This is a genomic window from Bradyrhizobium sp. BR14999 (assembly GCF_056106085.1).
Genome location: NZ_CM148536.1, coordinates 5081883 through 5098117, shown reverse-complemented (window position 1 = coordinate 5098117; position 16235 = coordinate 5081883). Strand labels below are relative to the sequence as shown.

General features: G+C 63.5%; 16 protein-coding genes. 5 read left to right on the top strand and 11 right to left on the bottom strand.

All coding sequences use genetic code 11. From position 1 onward, the window contains the following. Window positions 1–333: 333 nt before the first annotated feature. On the bottom strand, window positions 334–1056 hold the full coding sequence (locus ACR9YP_RS23795; RefSeq protein ID WP_091885854.1) for an outer membrane protein: 723 nt from the start codon (window positions 1054–1056) through the stop codon (window positions 334–336). Window positions 1057–1308: 252 nt separating this feature from the next. Here ACR9YP_RS23795 and ACR9YP_RS23790 point away from each other — a divergent pair, with 252 nt between their 5' ends. Beyond that, the gene (locus ACR9YP_RS23790; protein ID WP_370986033.1) at window positions 1309–1629 is read left to right on the top strand and encodes a DUF3551 domain-containing protein; all 321 of its coding nucleotides are present in this window, start codon (window positions 1309–1311) and stop codon (window positions 1627–1629) included. 1 nt (window position 1630) lies between these two features. Then, a complete protein-coding gene (locus ACR9YP_RS23785) occupies window positions 1631–1888 on the top strand; it encodes a DUF3551 domain-containing protein (RefSeq protein WP_370986032.1) in 258 nt (85 codons plus the stop codon). Between the two features lie 29 nt (window positions 1889–1917). Here ACR9YP_RS23785 and ACR9YP_RS23780 read toward each other — a convergent pair whose 3' ends face one another. Both ACR9YP_RS23780 and ACR9YP_RS23775 read right to left on the bottom strand, forming a co-directional pair. Continuing rightward, window positions 1918–2556 (bottom strand): HD domain-containing protein, encoded by a 639-nt coding sequence (locus ACR9YP_RS23780; protein WP_438108032.1) that lies wholly within the window; start codon window positions 2554–2556, stop codon window positions 1918–1920. Between the two features lie 45 nt (window positions 2557–2601). Next, a complete protein-coding gene (locus ACR9YP_RS23775) occupies window positions 2602–3063 on the bottom strand; it encodes a carboxymuconolactone decarboxylase family protein (RefSeq protein WP_474217215.1) in 462 nt (153 codons plus the stop codon). A gap of 114 nt (window positions 3064–3177) precedes the next feature. Here ACR9YP_RS23775 and pdxR point away from each other — a divergent pair, with 114 nt between their 5' ends. Next, on the top strand, window positions 3178–4584 hold the full coding sequence (pdxR, locus tag ACR9YP_RS23770; RefSeq protein WP_474217214.1) for a MocR-like pyridoxine biosynthesis transcription factor PdxR: 1407 nt from the start codon (window positions 3178–3180) through the stop codon (window positions 4582–4584). 177 nt (window positions 4585–4761) lie between these two features. Here pdxR and ACR9YP_RS23765 read toward each other — a convergent pair whose 3' ends face one another. After that, complete coding sequence (locus tag ACR9YP_RS23765) at window positions 4762–5634, bottom strand: GNAT family N-acetyltransferase (RefSeq protein WP_370986028.1); 873 nt, start codon at window positions 5632–5634, stop codon at window positions 4762–4764. 143 nt (window positions 5635–5777) lie between these two features. After that, the gene (locus ACR9YP_RS23760) at window positions 5778–7154 is read right to left on the bottom strand and encodes an FAD-binding oxidoreductase (RefSeq protein WP_370986027.1); all 1377 of its coding nucleotides are present in this window, start codon (window positions 7152–7154) and stop codon (window positions 5778–5780) included. A gap of 106 nt (window positions 7155–7260) precedes the next feature. Between ACR9YP_RS23760 and ACR9YP_RS23755 the strand changes: the two genes are divergently transcribed. Continuing rightward, window positions 7261–8169 carry a LysR substrate-binding domain-containing protein gene (locus ACR9YP_RS23755; protein ID WP_474217213.1) on the top strand — a complete coding sequence of 303 codons (909 nt, stop codon included), beginning with the start codon at window positions 7261–7263 and terminating at the stop codon, window positions 8167–8169. Window positions 8170–8287: 118 nt separating this feature from the next. Here ACR9YP_RS23755 and ACR9YP_RS23750 read toward each other — a convergent pair whose 3' ends face one another. Further along, entirely contained in the window at window positions 8288–9061 is a 774-nt protein-coding gene (locus ACR9YP_RS23750) for a helix-turn-helix transcriptional regulator (RefSeq protein ID WP_474217212.1), read from the bottom strand. 109 nt (window positions 9062–9170) lie between these two features. Here ACR9YP_RS23750 and ACR9YP_RS23745 point away from each other — a divergent pair, with 109 nt between their 5' ends. Further along, the gene (locus ACR9YP_RS23745; protein WP_474221106.1) at window positions 9171–10250 is read left to right on the top strand and encodes a zinc-binding dehydrogenase; all 1080 of its coding nucleotides are present in this window, start codon (window positions 9171–9173) and stop codon (window positions 10248–10250) included. Window positions 10251–10573: 323 nt separating this feature from the next. Here ACR9YP_RS23745 and ACR9YP_RS23740 read toward each other — a convergent pair whose 3' ends face one another. From ACR9YP_RS23740 to ACR9YP_RS23720, 5 genes are all read right to left on the bottom strand, one after another. After that, entirely contained in the window at window positions 10574–11278 is a 705-nt protein-coding gene (locus ACR9YP_RS23740; protein ID WP_474217211.1) for an ABC transporter ATP-binding protein, read from the bottom strand. 7 nt (window positions 11279–11285) lie between these two features. After that, complete coding sequence (locus tag ACR9YP_RS23735) at window positions 11286–12566, bottom strand: lipoprotein-releasing ABC transporter permease subunit (RefSeq protein ID WP_091885894.1); 1281 nt, start codon at window positions 12564–12566, stop codon at window positions 11286–11288. 73 nt (window positions 12567–12639) lie between these two features. After that, window positions 12640–13959 (bottom strand): proline--tRNA ligase, encoded by a 1320-nt coding sequence (gene proS / locus ACR9YP_RS23730; protein WP_438108025.1) that lies wholly within the window; start codon window positions 13957–13959, stop codon window positions 12640–12642. Window positions 13960–14124: 165 nt separating this feature from the next. Continuing rightward, window positions 14125–15687 carry a copper resistance CopC/CopD family protein gene (locus tag ACR9YP_RS23725; RefSeq protein WP_438108024.1) on the bottom strand — a complete coding sequence of 521 codons (1563 nt, stop codon included), beginning with the start codon at window positions 15685–15687 and terminating at the stop codon, window positions 14125–14127. Further along, window positions 15687–16205, bottom strand: coding sequence for a YcnI family copper-binding membrane protein (locus ACR9YP_RS23720; protein ID WP_438108023.1), 519 nt, complete (start codon window positions 16203–16205; stop codon window positions 15687–15689). Before ACR9YP_RS23720 ends, ACR9YP_RS23725 begins: the two co-directional genes overlap by 1 nt. Window positions 16206–16235: the final 30 nt, after the last annotated feature.

Below are 16235 nucleotides of genomic sequence, written 5' to 3'. Positions count from 1 at the left end.
CGAGAGTCCACGCCGGAGCGGCCAATCCGCCGCGTCGTCCCGCTTTTCCCCAACCGCGCCTCCTCAGAGCTGCGGAATCACCTGGGCCCAGATCGCGATCATCCCGACGAACAGCGTGATCGACGCCAGTGCAGCCGCTTCTTCCACGAAAACCCTGAACATATCTCGCTCCCTTGCTAGAACGTATGAAGAACATTGTTCTCATTTCGTTCTCAGGAGTCAAGTCGTCTAAACTATTCCGCAAGGGCATGGTTAACTTGTTGAACTCGAACAATAAAAAAGCCCCGGCGCAAGGCCGGGGCTTTCGACGTCGCTCGAATTGAGCGATCAGTCTCAGTAGCGCGCGATAGGCATGCCGCCGAACTTGTAGTTCAGGCGGACGAGGCCCATGTCGACGTCCTGACGGATGCGCTCCGTGCCAGCGAAGCCGGCGAACGTCACGTCCTTGTCGGCCAGGAAGATGTGGTTGTACTCGACGCCAACCGACCAGTTCGGCGCGAAGCCGTACTCGAGGCCGGCACCAACAGTACCACCCCAGCGGGTGTCGCTGGTCGACGCGAGCAGCCCGCCGCCGAGGTCGGAGATCTCGTACTTGTCGCTGACCACAGCCGCACCGCCCTTGACGTAGAGCAGGACGTTGTTCCAGGCATAACCGACCTGGCCGGTGATCAGGCCGAACGCGTCGATCTTGGTGCGGTTGCGGGTGGCGAACAGCGCGCTGACATTGTCGCCGGAGAAGTCGGCCCAGTTGCCCTGGCCTTCCACGCCGAACACGAACTGGCCGGACTGCCAGCGATAGCCGATCTGACCACCGACCGTGCCGCCGGTCGCATCGTGCGAACCTTCGCGGCCGACGCCAACGAAATCCCAAGTGGTGCGAGCCGAACCGCCACCGCCGTTGATGCCGATATAGAAGCCGCTCCAGTCGTAGACTGCGGCAATCGCCGCCGGCGGAGCTTTGGTGTAGGGCCGCGCCGCGAGGTCAGCAGCCACCGCCGGCGCAGCCGCGCTGAGCGCGATCAGGCTGACAGCGGCAAGCAACAAATTCTTCTTCATTTGATTCCCGTTCCAGTTTCTTCAGTAGGCCCCCGGGCCGTGGGTCGTCATATCAGCGATCGACGGAATTGCTGTAACTTCGACGCAACAGTTAGGGCCAAAGGGCCGCGCTTCATTAATGAAGATTTAGCAGAGCGCGCTGGAAACCCTTTGAAACAAGTGTTTTCAGCAGTTCCAATGTCGACTACACGACATAAACTGCATGCGCGCGTAACAACGTCGCGCGCACATTCGCGTGATTGGAAAATCCAGATGCGAGCCCGAATTGCTTTCCCCATTGTCGCCACATTTTCGCTCGCACTCGCCACATTTGCGCTCGCGCTCAACGCAAGCACGCCGGCGCTCGCCTTCGGCAAGAATCATCCATTCTGTCTCACCGGCGACGAATGGCCGGGGCTGAGCAATTGCAGGTTCGATAGCTACGCGCAGTGTCAGGCGAGCGCATCGGGTCGCGCGCTGACCTGCATCGCCAATCCGTTCTTCGCAGGCCAGAGCGATGATCCCTACGCCTATCAAAATCGTCCGCGCGCGCAGACGCCAGGCTCTTCATCAGGCTATTTCCTGTCGCGCTGAGATGCGCCGCGCGTGGCCTACGCTCATCGCAGCCGGCATGCTCCTTGCGAGCGCGCCTGCGCACGCGCAGACTTATGATCCGCGCTATCCGGTCTGCATGCAGATCTACGGTCCCGTCGGCTATTTCGACTGCCGCTATGGCTCGCTTGAGCAGTGCAGATATCTCGCCGTTGGGCGTTCGGCGAGCTGCGTCGTGAACCCATATTTCCCATCAAGGAAACCGACGCCCCCTCGCCGATCGAGCCGTGCCGCCGAATGATCCCAACGATCCGGCGGCCTGGCGTCTCCTTAGCTCTGCCAGGGCGTGTTGCGGATGCGCGTACATGCGTTTGGTTTGCGGAAGCTGGGGTCGTGATCTTCGATGTAGTCGAAATTGACCGTCCCGAACGTCGTCTGCGGCTTCTTCAGGGCTGAGCAGGTCTGCACCTTCAGGAACTCGTTCTTGAAGTCACCGCGGGGGAACGCAGTGATTACCTGGTCGCGCTGCTCCGGTGTGTACTCGTCATATCCAACACCGACGACGTCCACCAGAACCCCTGCGTTGGTGAGACCGATCTCCGGCCTCATATATTGCGGAATGCCGGGGGTGGTGTGCAGCGCGATCGCTTCCCACACCAGATCGGCCTGCGGTTCGGCAATGCCGCGCGCTTGCAGAAAGTCGCGCGCGGCGTCTGCGCCGTCGACCTCAAATCGCTTGGTCTCGGTGTGGTAGTGATCGATGAGGCCGAGATCGTGAAACAGCGCTGCGACATAGAGCAGCTCGGAATCGAACTTCAGCTTCTGACGCAGCCCTTTGATCGCGCCGAACACATAGACGCGAACCGAATGGTTGAACAACATCTCGTCTTCGTAACTGCGTACCAGCTCGGTGGCTTCGCGCGCCAATCGGCTGTCGGGAATCTTGACGCCAGAAATCACGCTCGTCATTTTCAGGCTCCTGGTTTCTGTTTCGGCTGATGATGCCCTTCGCGGTCAGGCTGCATTCTCGAGCGCAGCCTGTGGCGTCTTTCGGAAGCTGATCGACATGCGATTGTACGCATTCATCAAGCTGATCGCGATCGTGAGATCGACCAGCTCGCGCTCGCTGAAGACCTTGCGGGCGGCTTGATAGGCTTCATCCGGAACGTTGGTCTCGGCGACGCGGGTCACCGTCTCGGCCCAGGCGAGGGCCGCGCGCTCGCGTTCGTCGAAGAGATTGCCCGCCTCGGCCCACGCCTGGACCAGCGCGAGCTTTTCAATCTTCACGCCGCTCTTGAGCAGGTCGCGGGTGTGCATGTCCAAACAATAGGCGCAGTTGTTGATCTGCGACACGCGGAGATAGACCAGGGTGACCAGTGTCGCAGGCAGTCCGCTCTGCATGACGTAGCCGTAGACGCCGCCCAGCGCCTTCGCGCCTGCCGGCGCGATGTGGTTGTAGTTGAGACGTTCACTCATCTGCTTTCTCCTTGATGATCAGGGGGATGAAACGCTCCCTTCGCCCCCTTAGGTGCCCCTGCCCTGGTCCACAAAAAAGTACCAAAAACGTACAAAACTTGTGTACTATGATGCATGACCAAACCGCTGCGGCTGGAGCTCGATCGATCCGCAAAGACGCCACTGGCGGAGCAGATCCACAGGGGGATCAGAGCTGCCATCGAGAGCGGTGTGCTCGCCCCGGGCGCTCGCCTGCCCTCATGGCAGGATTTGGCGGCCCAGCTCGGCGTTGCGCGCGGCACCGTGCGTTCGGCGTATGAAAAGCTCTCATCCGCCCAACTGATCGTTGCAGCCCGCGCCACAGGCACGCATGTCGTGGACCGGCCGTCCTTCCCCGTTCGGCGGGACAAAGCCCCGGCCCCCGGCTCATTCATGGAGATGTACCAGGAACTCACCGCAGGGCCGGCGATCTTCCAGATGGGCGTGCCTGCGCAGGAGACCCTTCCTGCCACGCTGCTGGCGAGGATGCGCGCGCAGGCGGTTCGCGTTCAGGTGAGCGCGCCGGCGATTTACCCTGACCCGCGCGGCGAGTTGGAGTTGCGGCGCGAGATCGCGGCCTACCTTGCGCTGGCGCGCGGGATCGAATGCGCGCCGTCCCAGATCATCATCACCAGCGGCTTTAGCGGCGGGCTTGGTCTGGCGCTCCGTGTCCTTGGTCTCGAGCAGAAGAAAGTCTGGGTGGAGAATCCCGGCTTTCCCTTTACGCGGCGCGGCCTCGAGCTTGCGAGATTGTCGATCGCGCCGATCCCGGTTGACGCTGACGGCATCGATGTCGACTTCGGCCTGAAACATGCGCCTGATGCGGCACTGGTTGTCGTGACACCAGGGCAGCAGGCGCCGCTCGGATTCACGCTGTCGCTGGCAAGACGCTCACGCCTGCTCGACTGGGCGACCCAAAACAAGGCGTGGGTGATCGAGGATGATTATCTGAGCGAGCTTCAGCTCAAGGGCCGAGCCACGCCGGCGCTCGCCTCCCTCGATCGCGTCGGCCGCGTCACTCACATCGGCTCCTTCAGCAAGACCATAACCCCTGCCTTGCGGCTCGGCTTTGTGGTTGCACCGGCCGCACTGGCGTCGCGGTTTGCCGAAACTGCGGCGTGCCTCGCGCCGGCGCCCGGGCCAGCGGTGCAGCTCGCGACCGCCGATTTCATGCGCGACGGCCATTATCTCCGGCATCTTCGGCGCACCAAGCGGGTCTACGCAGCGCAAGGCGATGCATTGCTGAAATACCTTCGCCCGCGCACTGCAAATGTTGCGATTGCCGGATTGGCGGCTGTCCTGCGGTTGCCGAAGGGAGCAGCCGATCTTGCCATCGCCAAGGAAGCAGCACCGCTTGGACTGGCGCCTACGCCGCTATCGCTCTGGTATGCGTCGAGGGCTTCGGCGCGCCCGGGACTGTTGCTGGGCGTCGCGACATCTCCACTAAAGAGGATCGAGGCGTCCTGTGATCGGCTCCTTCAGATCATCGACCGTATTACGTGATCCGACTATGAGTTCGGTAACCTTCACCGGCCAGCGTGACGATCAAAGCTCCGCTTCGGGTGGCGATCACGGCGTGATCGCAACAGTCGGCACCAAGCTGCGCAGGATCGATGAGCCCTGTATCCATCCGGGTGAGGCCGCTACCTACGACGCCACGTTCAACGCATCTGGATTGAACTACATGAAACCCGGATTGCGCGGGAGGTAGCTGCCCCAATCTCCGAACTGTCGATTCGACATCAGCAACATCGGGAACGTCAGGCGCATCCCGTGGTCGGTCGCCGCCTTGAGCGCTGACTCGCTCGCGCCCGGCACGAAGGCCGAAATGGTCGGAACATCGCTCTGCGCCGCGAACGATAACGCAGCAGCAAACGCCGAGCCCATGAGATCTGGCCGGCAGACTGCAAGCGGGCCAATGTGTCCATCCGAAATATAGACATACCCGACGCACTCACTGCCGGCGTGGATGGTGAACCCGCTCGTCTGGCTGTCGCCCAGGAGATATCGATGATGCTTCTCCCTGGAAACACCGAGTGCACTGATATCAATGGGCGCCAGCTCATCCAACCCGGCCGTCTTGGCCGTGAGAGATTCAAGACGAAGCCGCGGCTCAGCCAACCGCGACGCCAGTCGGTCACGAGGCACGCTGACCATGTAGATCGGACAGCGCGGGAACAGTCCGTGGCGAATGTAGAGGCCTTGAGACACGTTGTTGAACGTGAAGGTGATCAGCGCTTTGACGGATGCTCCGCGCTTCTCTGCGTGAGCAAACATCTTGCTGATGAGTTGATTGCCAATGCCGTCGCTCTGGCGATCTGGGGCCACGAACAGCTGCGCCAGAAACCAAAGCTCGCCACAAACCCAACTCCACGCGAAGCCGACGAGTTCTCCGTCGTCATCGGCGACCCATAAACCTTCGGGATCGTCCGTGAGCGAGAAGGCCTGAAAATTCTGCGGGCGGGAGGATGCCATCTTGCCAAAGCCCCGCCTCTCAGTGAGTTCATTGATGCTGGCGACCACGATCTCGTCGGCTCTCGCCAAGTCGTCCATGCGAGCCGGTCGGCACACGACAGCCATTCTCGAATCCTCCCCGGGGATCAGCACGCCCGGCCAACCGTCGAACCGGGCCGGAACGTAGCGCCTTCGACCGACATCCTGAACAGAATGAGAGCGACGAAATCCTCGGCCGGCAATCAGGCGAGCGGCCGGATGTTCTGGTTCATGCGGAAGAAGTTCATCGGGTCGTATTTCGCCTTGATCCGCTGCAGGCGCCGGTAGTTCGGTCCATAGGCAGCCGCGACGGGATCGCCTGTCTCGTCATCATCGAGATAATTGACATAGCGGCCGGAGGCAAAGAAGGGTCGCATCCTTTCATGGGTTTCGCGTGCCCAGGAGATGCAGCGGCTCGTATCGCTGGGCTGCATCCACTGCGCGAGAATCAAGAAATTGTAGCCCTCCTGCCGATGCGGAAATGCCGTGTCCCCGGCATCGATACGGGCCGCCGCACCGTGGATGTGTTCAAGAAGCAGCTGCCCCATGGGAGTCGGGCAGCGCGCGAAACATTCGATCATGGTCGCAATCGCACCATCACTCAGTTCCCTCAGGAAGTTCGATTTCCAATAGTTGAAGGCGCCTTTCGGATAGTTGGCGTCGAGCATGCGGTTGAGGTCGCAATAGGGCATCGGTCCCACTGCATCGAGGATCGGAGCCCCGAACTGTTTCAGCGGTCGCATCGCTCGTTCGGCCTCCGCCACCGGACCGCAGTGGCTGGTGACCAGGACTGCGACCTCCGTGCCGGACCCATCGGGCGCATGGGTCAGGGATGCGAACAACATGTGCTCGTCCGCGAGCGATCGCGTGCTGGCCCGGAAGAATTCGAGCACGTCGCGTGAGCGCTCGATGGGGTGGACGATCGGACCGCCCGTGATGATTGGCCCGACCATATGGAGATCATATTCGAGACTGGTGGCGATCCCGAAGTTTCCGCCGCCGCCGCGGATCGCCCAGAACAGATCAGGCTCCTCTTGCTTGCTGGCCCGCAAAACCTTGCCGTCGGCGGCGACGAGTTCGACGGCCCGCAAATTGTCCAGTGCGAGGCCGTACTTGCCCATCAGCCAACCCAGTCCTCCGCCGAGCGTCAGCCCGGCGATCCCGGTGGTCGAGATCACGCCGCCGGTGACCGCAAGCCCATGAAGTTGTGTTTCGCGATTAAGCTCGCCCCACGTGACCCCGCCCTGCGCCCACACCGTCTTGCCGACAGGGTCGACCCGGACGCCCTTCATGGGCGAGAGGTCGATCATGATACCGCCGTCGATGGTCGCGCGACCTGCCACATTATGGCCGCCGCCGCGAACCGCGACCTCGAGGCCGAGCTTGGTCGCAAGAACGACGGCATCCACGACATCGGACACACTGCGACACCTGGCAATCAATGCCGGCCGTTTGTCGACCAGCCCGTTGTGGATCTTTCGCGCCTCCTCGTAGCCCTCGTCCCCCGGCTTGAGCAGTTGTCCTCCGAACGAGGCGTTGAGGTCGGCGGCAGCGCTGGCGACAGATGCGATGGACGACATGATATGTCTCCTCAGCTTGACCCGCCATATCCTCGATCGTGGGCTGTCTTGGAGCAAATCCGAAGATTTCAGGTGACGATGAACTGATTTCACCTAGACTGGCGGCATGTACAAGCTGCCGCCCCTGATCGAGCTGCGCGCTTTTGAAGCTGCCGCCCGCCATCTGAGCTTCAAGAAGGCGGCGGCGGAACTCGGCGTCACGCCAACGGCGATCAGCCACCAGATCGGGTTGCTCGAGCAGTATTGTGGTCGCGCTCTGTTCCGCCGCAGACCACGGCCTCTCTCGCTGACCGATGCCGGAGCGCGGCTTTTCCCCGCCATTCGTGGCGGCCTCGAGGTGTTCGCCGCGGCCATTGCGGCCGTCAGGCAGGAAGGCGACCAACAGCCTCTCCGGGTGACGACAACCAATGCTTTTGCCAGCCGCTGGCTCGTGCCCCGCCTGCCCCTGTGGCGGAAGCTGCATCCCGATGTGCCACTGGAAGTCATCGGCACTGACTCAGTGCTCGATCTGCAGGCCGGAGATGGCGATGTCGCCATTCGCTATGCGACTAGCCGGGCACGGCCGACAGACGGAATCGTCGATGATCTCTTCAGCGATACATTCTGGCCGGTGTGCAGTCCGCGTTTGCTTGCAACGGAGCACCTCAAGAGACCAGTCGACCTTGCCAACCACGTTCTGATCCACTCCTATTGGTCGCCGGCCGATCGTGAGCCGCCGACATGGCAGAGATGGCTCGCCGCGGCTCAGCGCAGGTGGCGCGAGGTGCCCCAGTTCAAGGACGTGCAGCACCTGAGTTTCCGGGAGGAACTGCATGCCATCGAGGCGGTGATCGCCGGGCAGGGAGTCGGGGTTTTCAGTGATGTGCTCGTGGCACACGACCTCGCAGCTGGTACGCTCGTGAAGGCGTTCAAGTTGAGCTTGCCTGGCTACGGCTTCCATGTGGTCAGCAAGCCGGGCCATCCGCGCGCGCGAACCATCCGGGCCTTCTCGGAGTGGTTACGGTCAAGTCCTTGATCCGCTTCTCTGCGCCCTTCGAGATGTCCACTCCCCGTTACGGCGGTTCAGTCCAAATTGACCAGCAACGTCTCCGGCCTCTCGACAGCAGACGCGTCGGCCTTGATGTCTCTGTGTCTTACACCGGCGTATAAATCACGAGCTTCAGCGCGGGATCGTCGTTGGCCTGAAAGCTCGTGTGCTCGAACCGGAGCACGCCCTTGGTCGGATGGTTCATGGTCTTCAGGCCCGAGGCGGTACTGCGGATCTCGTGCGCCTCCCACCATTTGACGAATTCCGGACTGCCCTGGCGCAGTCGCGTGAGCAACTCGATGAAGGCGGGATCGCCGGCCCAGACGTCGTGAGTGGCGCGGAACATCGCGACCATGCTCTTGGCAACATCGGTCCAGCCTGCGCCGTAGAATTTTCGCGTCTGCTTGTTCGTCAACACCAGGAGCAGCGTATTGCGATCCTGCTCCGGCAGCTGTCCGAAGCCAAAGACCTCCTCGGCCGCCGCGTTCCAGGCCAGCACGTCCCAGCGCCGGCCGGTGATGTAGGCCGGCTGCGTCAAACTCTCGATCATCCGCCGGATGGGCGGCGGCACGATCTCGGGCACGAAGGCGGCCCTTGCGCCGTCGCGTGCCAGCGCCTTCAAATGGGCGTGCTCGGTCTTGCTGAGCCGCAGCGCGCGGGCGAGTGCGTCGACGGTGGTGACCGAGGGGCTGACGGTGCGGCCCTGTTCGAGGCGGATGTACCAGTCGACGCCGATACCAGCGAGTTGCGCGACCTCCTCACGCCGCAGCCCCGCGGTGCGCCGCCGGCGGCCCGCCGGAAGGCCCACGGATTTCGGCGACAGCTTTTCGCGGCGGGACCTGAGGAAATCGCCGAATTCGACGCGGCGTGGGTCGGCCATTGCTGTCGCTCCCGCGATGGAGGGTCTCTAGAATACTAGGATAATACCAGGCCTTCATGTCCCCTCCAAGGCGGCGCATATGCGCTTCACCGACTTTGAGGTGAACATCATGAAAGCTGCCGTGCTCAAATCCTTCGGTTCGCCGCTGGTGATCGAGAATGCCCCCGAACCGGTGCTCGGCACCGGCGAGGTCGTTGTCGACGTCGTCGCCACGCGCGTGCTGTCCTACATGAACGAGGTCTTCGACGGGACGCGCAATTATGCGCTCGACCTGCCGATCATCCCCGGACCCGGCGGCATCGGGCGGGTGCGCGCGATCGGCCCGGACGCAACCAAACTTGCCATCGGCGACTGGGTGTTCTGCGACCCGACGGTGCGTTCGCGCGACGACGCCGTTGCACCCGACATCGCCTTGCAAGGGCTCACCGCCGCCGGCCCCGGCGGCATGCTCCTGCAAAAGCATTTTCGCCACGGCTCATTTGCCGAGCAGATGCGGGTACCGACCGAGAACGTCACACGCCTCGGCGCGATCACGCCGGAGGAAGCGACGCAATGGTGCGCCCTTGGCACGCTGCTGGTGCCCTATGGCGGCTTCCTTGCTGCGAACCTGCGACCAGGCGAGACCGTCCTGGTGAGCGGGGCCACCGGCAATTTCGGCAGCGCCGCCGTCTCGGTCGCGCTGGCAATGGGCGCGGCCTGCGTGATCGCTCCCGGCCGCAACGAGACAATCCTGGCCGACCTCGTCCGCCGCTTCGGCGCGCGGGTCAAGCCGGTCAAGCTCACCGGCGTTGAGGACGACGACCGCGAGAGCATGAAGCGCGCTGCACCGGGACCGATCGACTGCGTGTTCGACATCATGCCGCCCTCGGTCAGCACGAATGTGGTGCGCGCGGCGATCATGGCGGTGCGCGCTTACGGCCGTGTCGTGTTGATGGGCGGCGTCGGCATGGCGGGCGGCGCGGGGCTCGAGCTGCCCTACCCCTGGATCATGCGCAACTGCATCACCATCCACGGCGTCTGGATGTACCCGCCGGACGCCGCCAGCCGCCTGATCGCGTTGGTGCGTGCCGGGCTGCTCAGGCTCGACGAGTACGAGGTGACGGCATTCGATCTCGACCACGCCAACGAGGCCGTGGCACATGCCGCGACCAATGGCGGGCCGTTCAAATTGACCGTGATCCGGCCGTAACGGCGAGCGCGCCGCTGCGATGCGCCGTCGCAGCCGATTTGCTGGATATATCAAATAGCTGGAATGCATGCCCCCGATCGTGGCCGGCAGCAGCCGGCTACTGTGCATGGGGTTGTTTTCGCTGTTTTAGTTTGGCGGCCCGCCGGCACGGCATCGGAAACTCACCTCTCCCTTGGGAGAGGTCGGCGCGTAGCGCCGGGTGAGGGTTTACGGTCTCGCGTTGGGCAGCGCCCCCTCACCCGATTTGCTGGCGCAAATCGACCTCTCCCCGCCGGGGAGAGGTGAAGCGAGCCCGGAGCCCGGTCCAACCAAGCACGCTTCAGCTAGTTGAGCTCGACGACCTGGCCGTTCGACAGCGAGACTCGCCGGTCCATGCGGCTGGCGAGCTCCATGTTGTGGGTGGCGATCAGCATCGACACCTGGGTCGCCTTGACCAGCTGCATCAGGGCCTGAAAGACGTGGTCCGCGGTATGCGGATCGAGATTGCCGGTCGGCTCGTCCGCAAACAGCACGCGTGGCGCATTGGCAACCGCGCGCGCGATCGCGACGCGCTGCTGCTCGCCGCCGGACAGCTCGGCCGGGCGATGGGTGATGCGATCGCCGAGGCCGAGATAGCCCAGGATATCTTTGGCGCGTTTGACGCTCTCGGATTTCTTCAGGCCGCGGATCATCTGTGGCAGCATGACGTTCTCCAGCGCCGAGAACTCCGGCAGCAGCCGGTGCGACTGGTAGACGAAGCCGATATCGGTGCGGCGCAGCTGGGTGCGCTCGATATCAGGCAGCTGCGAGGTCGGCGCGCCCGAGACATAGACCTCCCCGGAATCCGGCGCCTCGAGCAGCCCCGCGATGTGCAGCAGCGTCGACTTGCCCGAGCCCGACGGCGCCACCAGCGCGACCGACTGCCCGCGCCACAACGCCAGCTTGGCGCCGTCGAGGATCGTCAGCGGCACCTCGCCCTGCAAGTACTGCCGCTTTATCTCGTGGAGATAAATGACCGGTACATCTTCCGCCCCCTGCTGCTGCTCCATCAGCCCCTCACTCGTACCGGAGCGCTTCGACGGGATCGAGGCGCGCGGCGCGCCACGACGGGTACAGCGTCGCCAGGAACGACAGCGTCAGCGCCATGACGACGACCGCCGTGGTCTCGCCGATGTCGATCTCGGCGGGCAGCTTCGACAGGAAATAGAGTTCCGGCGAGAACAGCTCGGTGCTGGTGAGCCAGGACAGGAATTGCCTGATGGACTCGATGTTGAGGCAGATCACGAGGCCGACGAAGAAGCCGACCAGCGTGCCGACCACGCCGATCGAGGCGCCCGTGATCAGGAAGATGCGCATGATCGAGCCCTGCGAGGCGCCCATGGTGCGCAGGATCGCGATGTCGCTGCCCTTGTCCTTCACCAGCATGATCAGGCCGGAGACGATGTTCAGGGCCGCGACCAGCACGATCATGGTCAAGATCAGGAACATCACATTGCGCTCGACCTGGAGCGCGTTGAAGAAGGTCGAGTTGCGCTGCCGCCAGTCGACCAGGAACACAGGGCGGCCCGCGGCCTCCGTCACTGCCTTGCGGAAGGCGTCGATCTTGTCGGGATTGGTGGTGAACACCTCGATCGAGGTGACGTCGTTGCTGCGGTTGAAATAGGCCTGTGCCTCCGCCAGCGGCATGAACACGAAGCCGAGATCGTATTCGGACATGCCGATCTCGAACACGGCGACGATCTTGTACGGCTTGATGCGCGGCGTCGTCCCCATCGGGGTGACCGCGCCCTTTGGCGCCACCAGCGTTACGCTGTCGCCGGCATGCAGCGACAGCTGGTCGGCGAGGCGGCGGCCGATCGCGACGCCCTGCCCCTCGTCAAAGCCTTCGAGCGAGCCCTGCTTGATGTTCTTGGCGATCGAGGTGAGGTTGTTGAGGTCGTCGGAGCGGATGCCGCGCACCAGGACGCCCGAAGCGTTCCATGGCGATGACGCCAGCGCCTGGCCATCCACCACGGGAGCAGCGAGCCGGATGCCCTCGACTTGGCTGAGGCGGTCGGCGACGTCCTTCCAGTCGGTCAGCGGCGATTCCAGCGGCTGGACCAGGATATGTCCGTTGAGCCCTAAGATCTTGTCGAGCAGCTCCTTGCGGAAGCCGTTCATGACGGCCATGACGATGATTAGCGTCGCCACGCCCAACATGATGCCGAGAAAGGAGAACCCAGCGATGACCGAGATGAATCCCTCCTTGCGGCGCGCCCGCAAATAGCGCCCCGACAGCATCCACTCGAATGGCGCAAAAGGCGCGGTCTGCACGGTTTCGGTCATGGTCTCATCCATCGCTCGATAATCCCATGATTCGGGGTCAATTGTGGCCGGATTGGCGGCCGCGATATCGCGCGATGAACAATATTCAGCCGACCAGCCGGGCGACTGCGTCCGCAGGCGACATGGTCTCGCGTGCGCCGTCGGCTCGCCGCTTGATCTCGACCTTGCCGTCGGCGAGCCCCTTCGGCCCGATCATGATCTGCCAGGGGATGCCGATCAGGTCGGCAGCGGCGAATTTGGCGCCGGCGCGCTGGTCGGTATCGTCATAGAGCACATCGACGCCCTTGGCGGTGAGCTCCGCATAGAGCTTCTCGCAGGCCGCATCGACCGCGGCATCGCCCTGCTTCAGGTTGAGCACCACGGCGCGGAACGGGGCGACGGCTTCCGGCCATTTGATACCGGCGTCGTCGTGACAGGCCTCGATGATGGCGCCGAGCAGGCGCGAGACGCCGACACCGTAGGAGCCGCCGTGGATCGGCACGTCGACACCGTCGGGGCCGGCCACCAGCGCATTCATCGGCTCGGAGTACTTCGTACCGAAATAGAAGATCTGGCCGACCTCGATGCCGCGGGTGTTCACCCGCTTGTCCGCAGGCACCTCCTGCTCGAACCGCGCGGAATCGTGAACGTCCTCGGTCGCAGCGTACAGCGAGGTCCACTGCTTGATGATCGGCGTCAGGTCGCTCTCATAATCGACGTCCTCGCCCGGCACCGGCAGGTCCAGCACGTCGCGATTGATGAAGACACCGGATTCGCCGGTCTCTGCCAGCACGATGAACTCGTGGCTGAGATCGCCGCCGATCGGGCCGGTCTCGGCGCGCATCGGGATCGCCTTCAGCCCCATCCGCGCGAAGGTCCGCAAATAGGCGACGAACATCTTGTTGTAGGCGACCCGCGCCGCCGCCTCGTTGAGGTCGAACGAATAGGCGTCCTTCATCAGGAACTCGCGGCCGCGCATCACGCCGAACCGCGGACGCTGCTCGTCGCGGAATTTCCATTGAATATGATAGAGATTGAGCGGCAGGTTCTTGTAGGACTTCACATAGGCGCGGAAGATCTCGGTGATCATTTCCTCGTTGGTCGGTCCGTACAGCAGCTCGCGCTTGTGGCGGTCGGCGATGCGCAGCATCTCCGGGCCATAGGCATCGTAGCGGCCGCTCTCGCGCCAGAGATCGGCGAGCTGGAGCGTCGGCATCAATACCTCGATCGCGCCGGAGCGGTCCTGCTCCTCACGCACGATCTGCTCGATCTTCTTGAGCACGCGGAAGCCAAGCGGCAGCCAGGCATAGATGCCGGCGGCCTCCTGCCGGATCATGCCAGCGCGCAGCATCAGCCGATGCGAGACGATCTCCGCCTCTTTCGGATTTTCCTTCAGGATGGGCAGAAAGAATCGCGACAACCGCATGGCAACACTCTAGGAATCAGTGACGGGTTGCAGTGAAACCGGATTGGGAGCGAAAACACAAGACCGAGAATGAGGAAAAGCCGCTAACGCGGCGGAATTCCTGTCATTTTTCCGTCGACTTCAGGTTTGACTTGAGCAGCAGCATACCCTGCAAAGCCGGCGAGCCTAGGGCGACGCCACCTCCAGTTCATCCTCCAGCGTGATCCTCTCGAAGTCGGTCACCAGCGCGTCGATCCGCACGTACCAGCGGCCGGCGAAGGGCAACTCGACCTTGCGCACGTACCAGTAGCCGTCCGGCCCCAGCGAGGCGCCTCGTTCCATCGGCTCGATGCCGCGCTCAGGCAGGCTCAGCGTCAACGTCACCTCCTTGGCCGCGAGCGGCGTCCCCTCTCCGGTCATGAGCTGAAGCACGAAATCGTCGACGCCGGCCTTCCCAGGAGACACCAGCACCTGGAACATTGCCTTGTCGCTGTGAATATGGATCGCCAAGGGCGTCTCCGGAACGATGCTCCGCGGCGGCGGCGTGAAGCGCCAGCCGGCGACGACCGCGAAGATGATGAGTGCGATCGCGCATTCGAACAGGATCGAGCGCTTGAGGGCGGACGCGGCCTCGTGATCCCTTGCCAGCGCCGGGGTCAGGTGAAAGCGGTTGAGCGCGGCGAGTGCGAGCAGCACGAGGACCAGCGCGAGCTTGATGGAAAGGATGAGGCCGTAGCGGGTCTCGACCAGCGCCGACAACTTTTCGAGCTGGACGATGGCGAGCACAAGGCCGGTCAATGCCAGCGTGGCGACGACCGGCACGGCAATGCGGGAGAAGCGGTTTACGAAAGGCAAGGTCGTGGCCACCGGCTTCGACACCAGCGCAACGAGCGGCGCCAGCGCCCCGATCCAGAAGGCAACGCCGAGGCCATGGAGGAAAATCGCCGGCCGCGTCAACATTTCGGGCGGAGCCGTGGCGGCGTGCCCGGTCATGGCCAGCGACAGGCCGACGCCGATGAACGCGATGAACGCAAGAGCGCGCGCGTACCATGCGCTGCGCAGCGCCATCAATGCGATCAGCATCGCGGCGATGGCGACCAGCGATGCGGGGCCCGCGCTCGTCGCGAACGCCACCTTCCAGGGAGCAATGGTTGCAAGAGCCGCCGGCGGCAGGCCGAGAAGATCGAGGCCCAGCGCACCAAGGGACACCACCGCGCTCGGAAGGCCGACCGCGAGTGCAACAAACGGCACGGTCGTGCCCGTCATCGACCACGCGATCCAGCGCGCGAACAACACACCGCCGACACCAACAAACAGCCCGAGGTAAAGGCCGACCCGCGCCAGCCAGATGAGCGCACTCAACCCGCCATCCGTATTCGCGGGAGGCGTCGTCCCCGTCGGCACGCCGATCGAGAACACCACCGATCCCGCGATGGGATGGCCGTCCTGCGAAATCACCCGATAGCTGACGACCGCCGTGCCCTGCGGCAGGTCCGGCGGCACCGCAACCGAAATCGTTTCGCCCGACGCGTTGATGCGCACATCGTCCCGCGCCCTGCCCGTGCCATCGATCAGCTGGACCGCGCCCGGCGTCACCGCCTCGTTGAAGCGCAGCACCACGGCCTTCGGCGCGCTCGCAAGCACGCTGCCGCTGGCCGGCTCGACCGCGACCAGCGCCGCATGCGCGAACGCGCCGGTCGCGAAGCCGACAACGATGAGTAGCGTCGCAAGCGTGGCGAGCAGGCGCATTACGGCTTTGGCAGCAGCTTCACGCCCGGTGCCGGCGACTTGCCCTCATGCGAATGCCCTGCCCCCTCCGTCGGGATTTCGATCCAGCGGCTCACGCCCGTATCGCATTCCTGCACAACCGGGAAGTACAGCGTCGTGTTCGGCTTGAGCATATCGGTCAGCATCGTCTGCATGACGAACTCGTCATAGTACTTGTCCGGCAGCTTGCCGCCGGACCACATCACCTCCTTGACGCCGGAAGAGAGCTTGTTGCCGTGAAAGTCGTATTCGTTGGCATATTTGCCCTCGACGACATCGACGTTCCAGCCCGCCTTCGGCATCGGCTTGACAGCGATCACCCCTTCAGGGATCTGCACGCGGATCTTCACCGTGGGCGAGCCCGCACAGCCGTGCGGCACGGTGAACACAGCCTTGTACGACGCGCCGACCGTGGCTTGCTTGGTCTCGAGCGACACATGCGCCGCCGCCGGCGAGATGGCGAACGCAGCAATCAAGATCGGGCAGGATCGCTTCAACATATTCGGTCTCCCGGAGGCCAGATCATCCTC

Excerpts from the sequence above, each read along its gene's own strand:
- ACR9YP_RS23795 (WP_091885854.1), bottom strand. The coding sequence starts at position 1,056 with ATGAAGAAGAATTTGTTGCTTGCCGCTGTCAGCCTGATCGCGCTCAGC.
- ACR9YP_RS23790 (WP_370986033.1), top strand. The coding sequence starts at position 1,309 with ATGCGAGCCCGAATTGCTTTCCCCATTGTCGCCACATTTTCGCTCGCA.
- ACR9YP_RS23785 (WP_370986032.1), top strand. The coding sequence starts at position 1,631 with ATGCGCCGCGCGTGGCCTACGCTCATCGCAGCCGGCATGCTCCTTGCG.
- ACR9YP_RS23780 (WP_438108032.1), bottom strand. The coding sequence starts at position 2,556 with ATGACGAGCGTGATTTCTGGCGTCAAGATTCCCGACAGCCGATTGGCG.
- ACR9YP_RS23775 (WP_474217215.1), bottom strand. The coding sequence starts at position 3,063 with ATGAGTGAACGTCTCAACTACAACCACATCGCGCCGGCAGGCGCGAAG.
- pdxR (WP_474217214.1), top strand. The coding sequence starts at position 3,178 with ATGACCAAACCGCTGCGGCTGGAGCTCGATCGATCCGCAAAGACGCCA.
- ACR9YP_RS23765 (WP_370986028.1), bottom strand. The coding sequence starts at position 5,634 with ATGGACGACTTGGCGAGAGCCGACGAGATCGTGGTCGCCAGCATCAAT.
- ACR9YP_RS23760 (WP_370986027.1), bottom strand. The coding sequence starts at position 7,154 with ATGTCGTCCATCGCATCTGTCGCCAGCGCTGCCGCCGACCTCAACGCC.
- ACR9YP_RS23755 (WP_474217213.1), top strand. The coding sequence starts at position 7,261 with ATGTACAAGCTGCCGCCCCTGATCGAGCTGCGCGCTTTTGAAGCTGCC.
- ACR9YP_RS23750 (WP_474217212.1), bottom strand. The coding sequence starts at position 9,061 with ATGGCCGACCCACGCCGCGTCGAATTCGGCGATTTCCTCAGGTCCCGC.
- ACR9YP_RS23745 (WP_474221106.1), top strand. The coding sequence starts at position 9,171 with ATGAAAGCTGCCGTGCTCAAATCCTTCGGTTCGCCGCTGGTGATCGAG.
- ACR9YP_RS23740 (WP_474217211.1), bottom strand. The coding sequence starts at position 11,278 with ATGGAGCAGCAGCAGGGGGCGGAAGATGTACCGGTCATTTATCTCCAC.
- ACR9YP_RS23735 (WP_091885894.1), bottom strand. The coding sequence starts at position 12,566 with ATGGATGAGACCATGACCGAAACCGTGCAGACCGCGCCTTTTGCGCCA.
- proS (WP_438108025.1), bottom strand. The coding sequence starts at position 13,959 with ATGCGGTTGTCGCGATTCTTTCTGCCCATCCTGAAGGAAAATCCGAAA.
- ACR9YP_RS23725 (WP_438108024.1), bottom strand. The coding sequence starts at position 15,687 with ATGCGCCTGCTCGCCACGCTTGCGACGCTACTCATCGTTGTCGGCTTC.
- ACR9YP_RS23720 (WP_438108023.1), bottom strand. The coding sequence starts at position 16,205 with ATGTTGAAGCGATCCTGCCCGATCTTGATTGCTGCGTTCGCCATCTCG.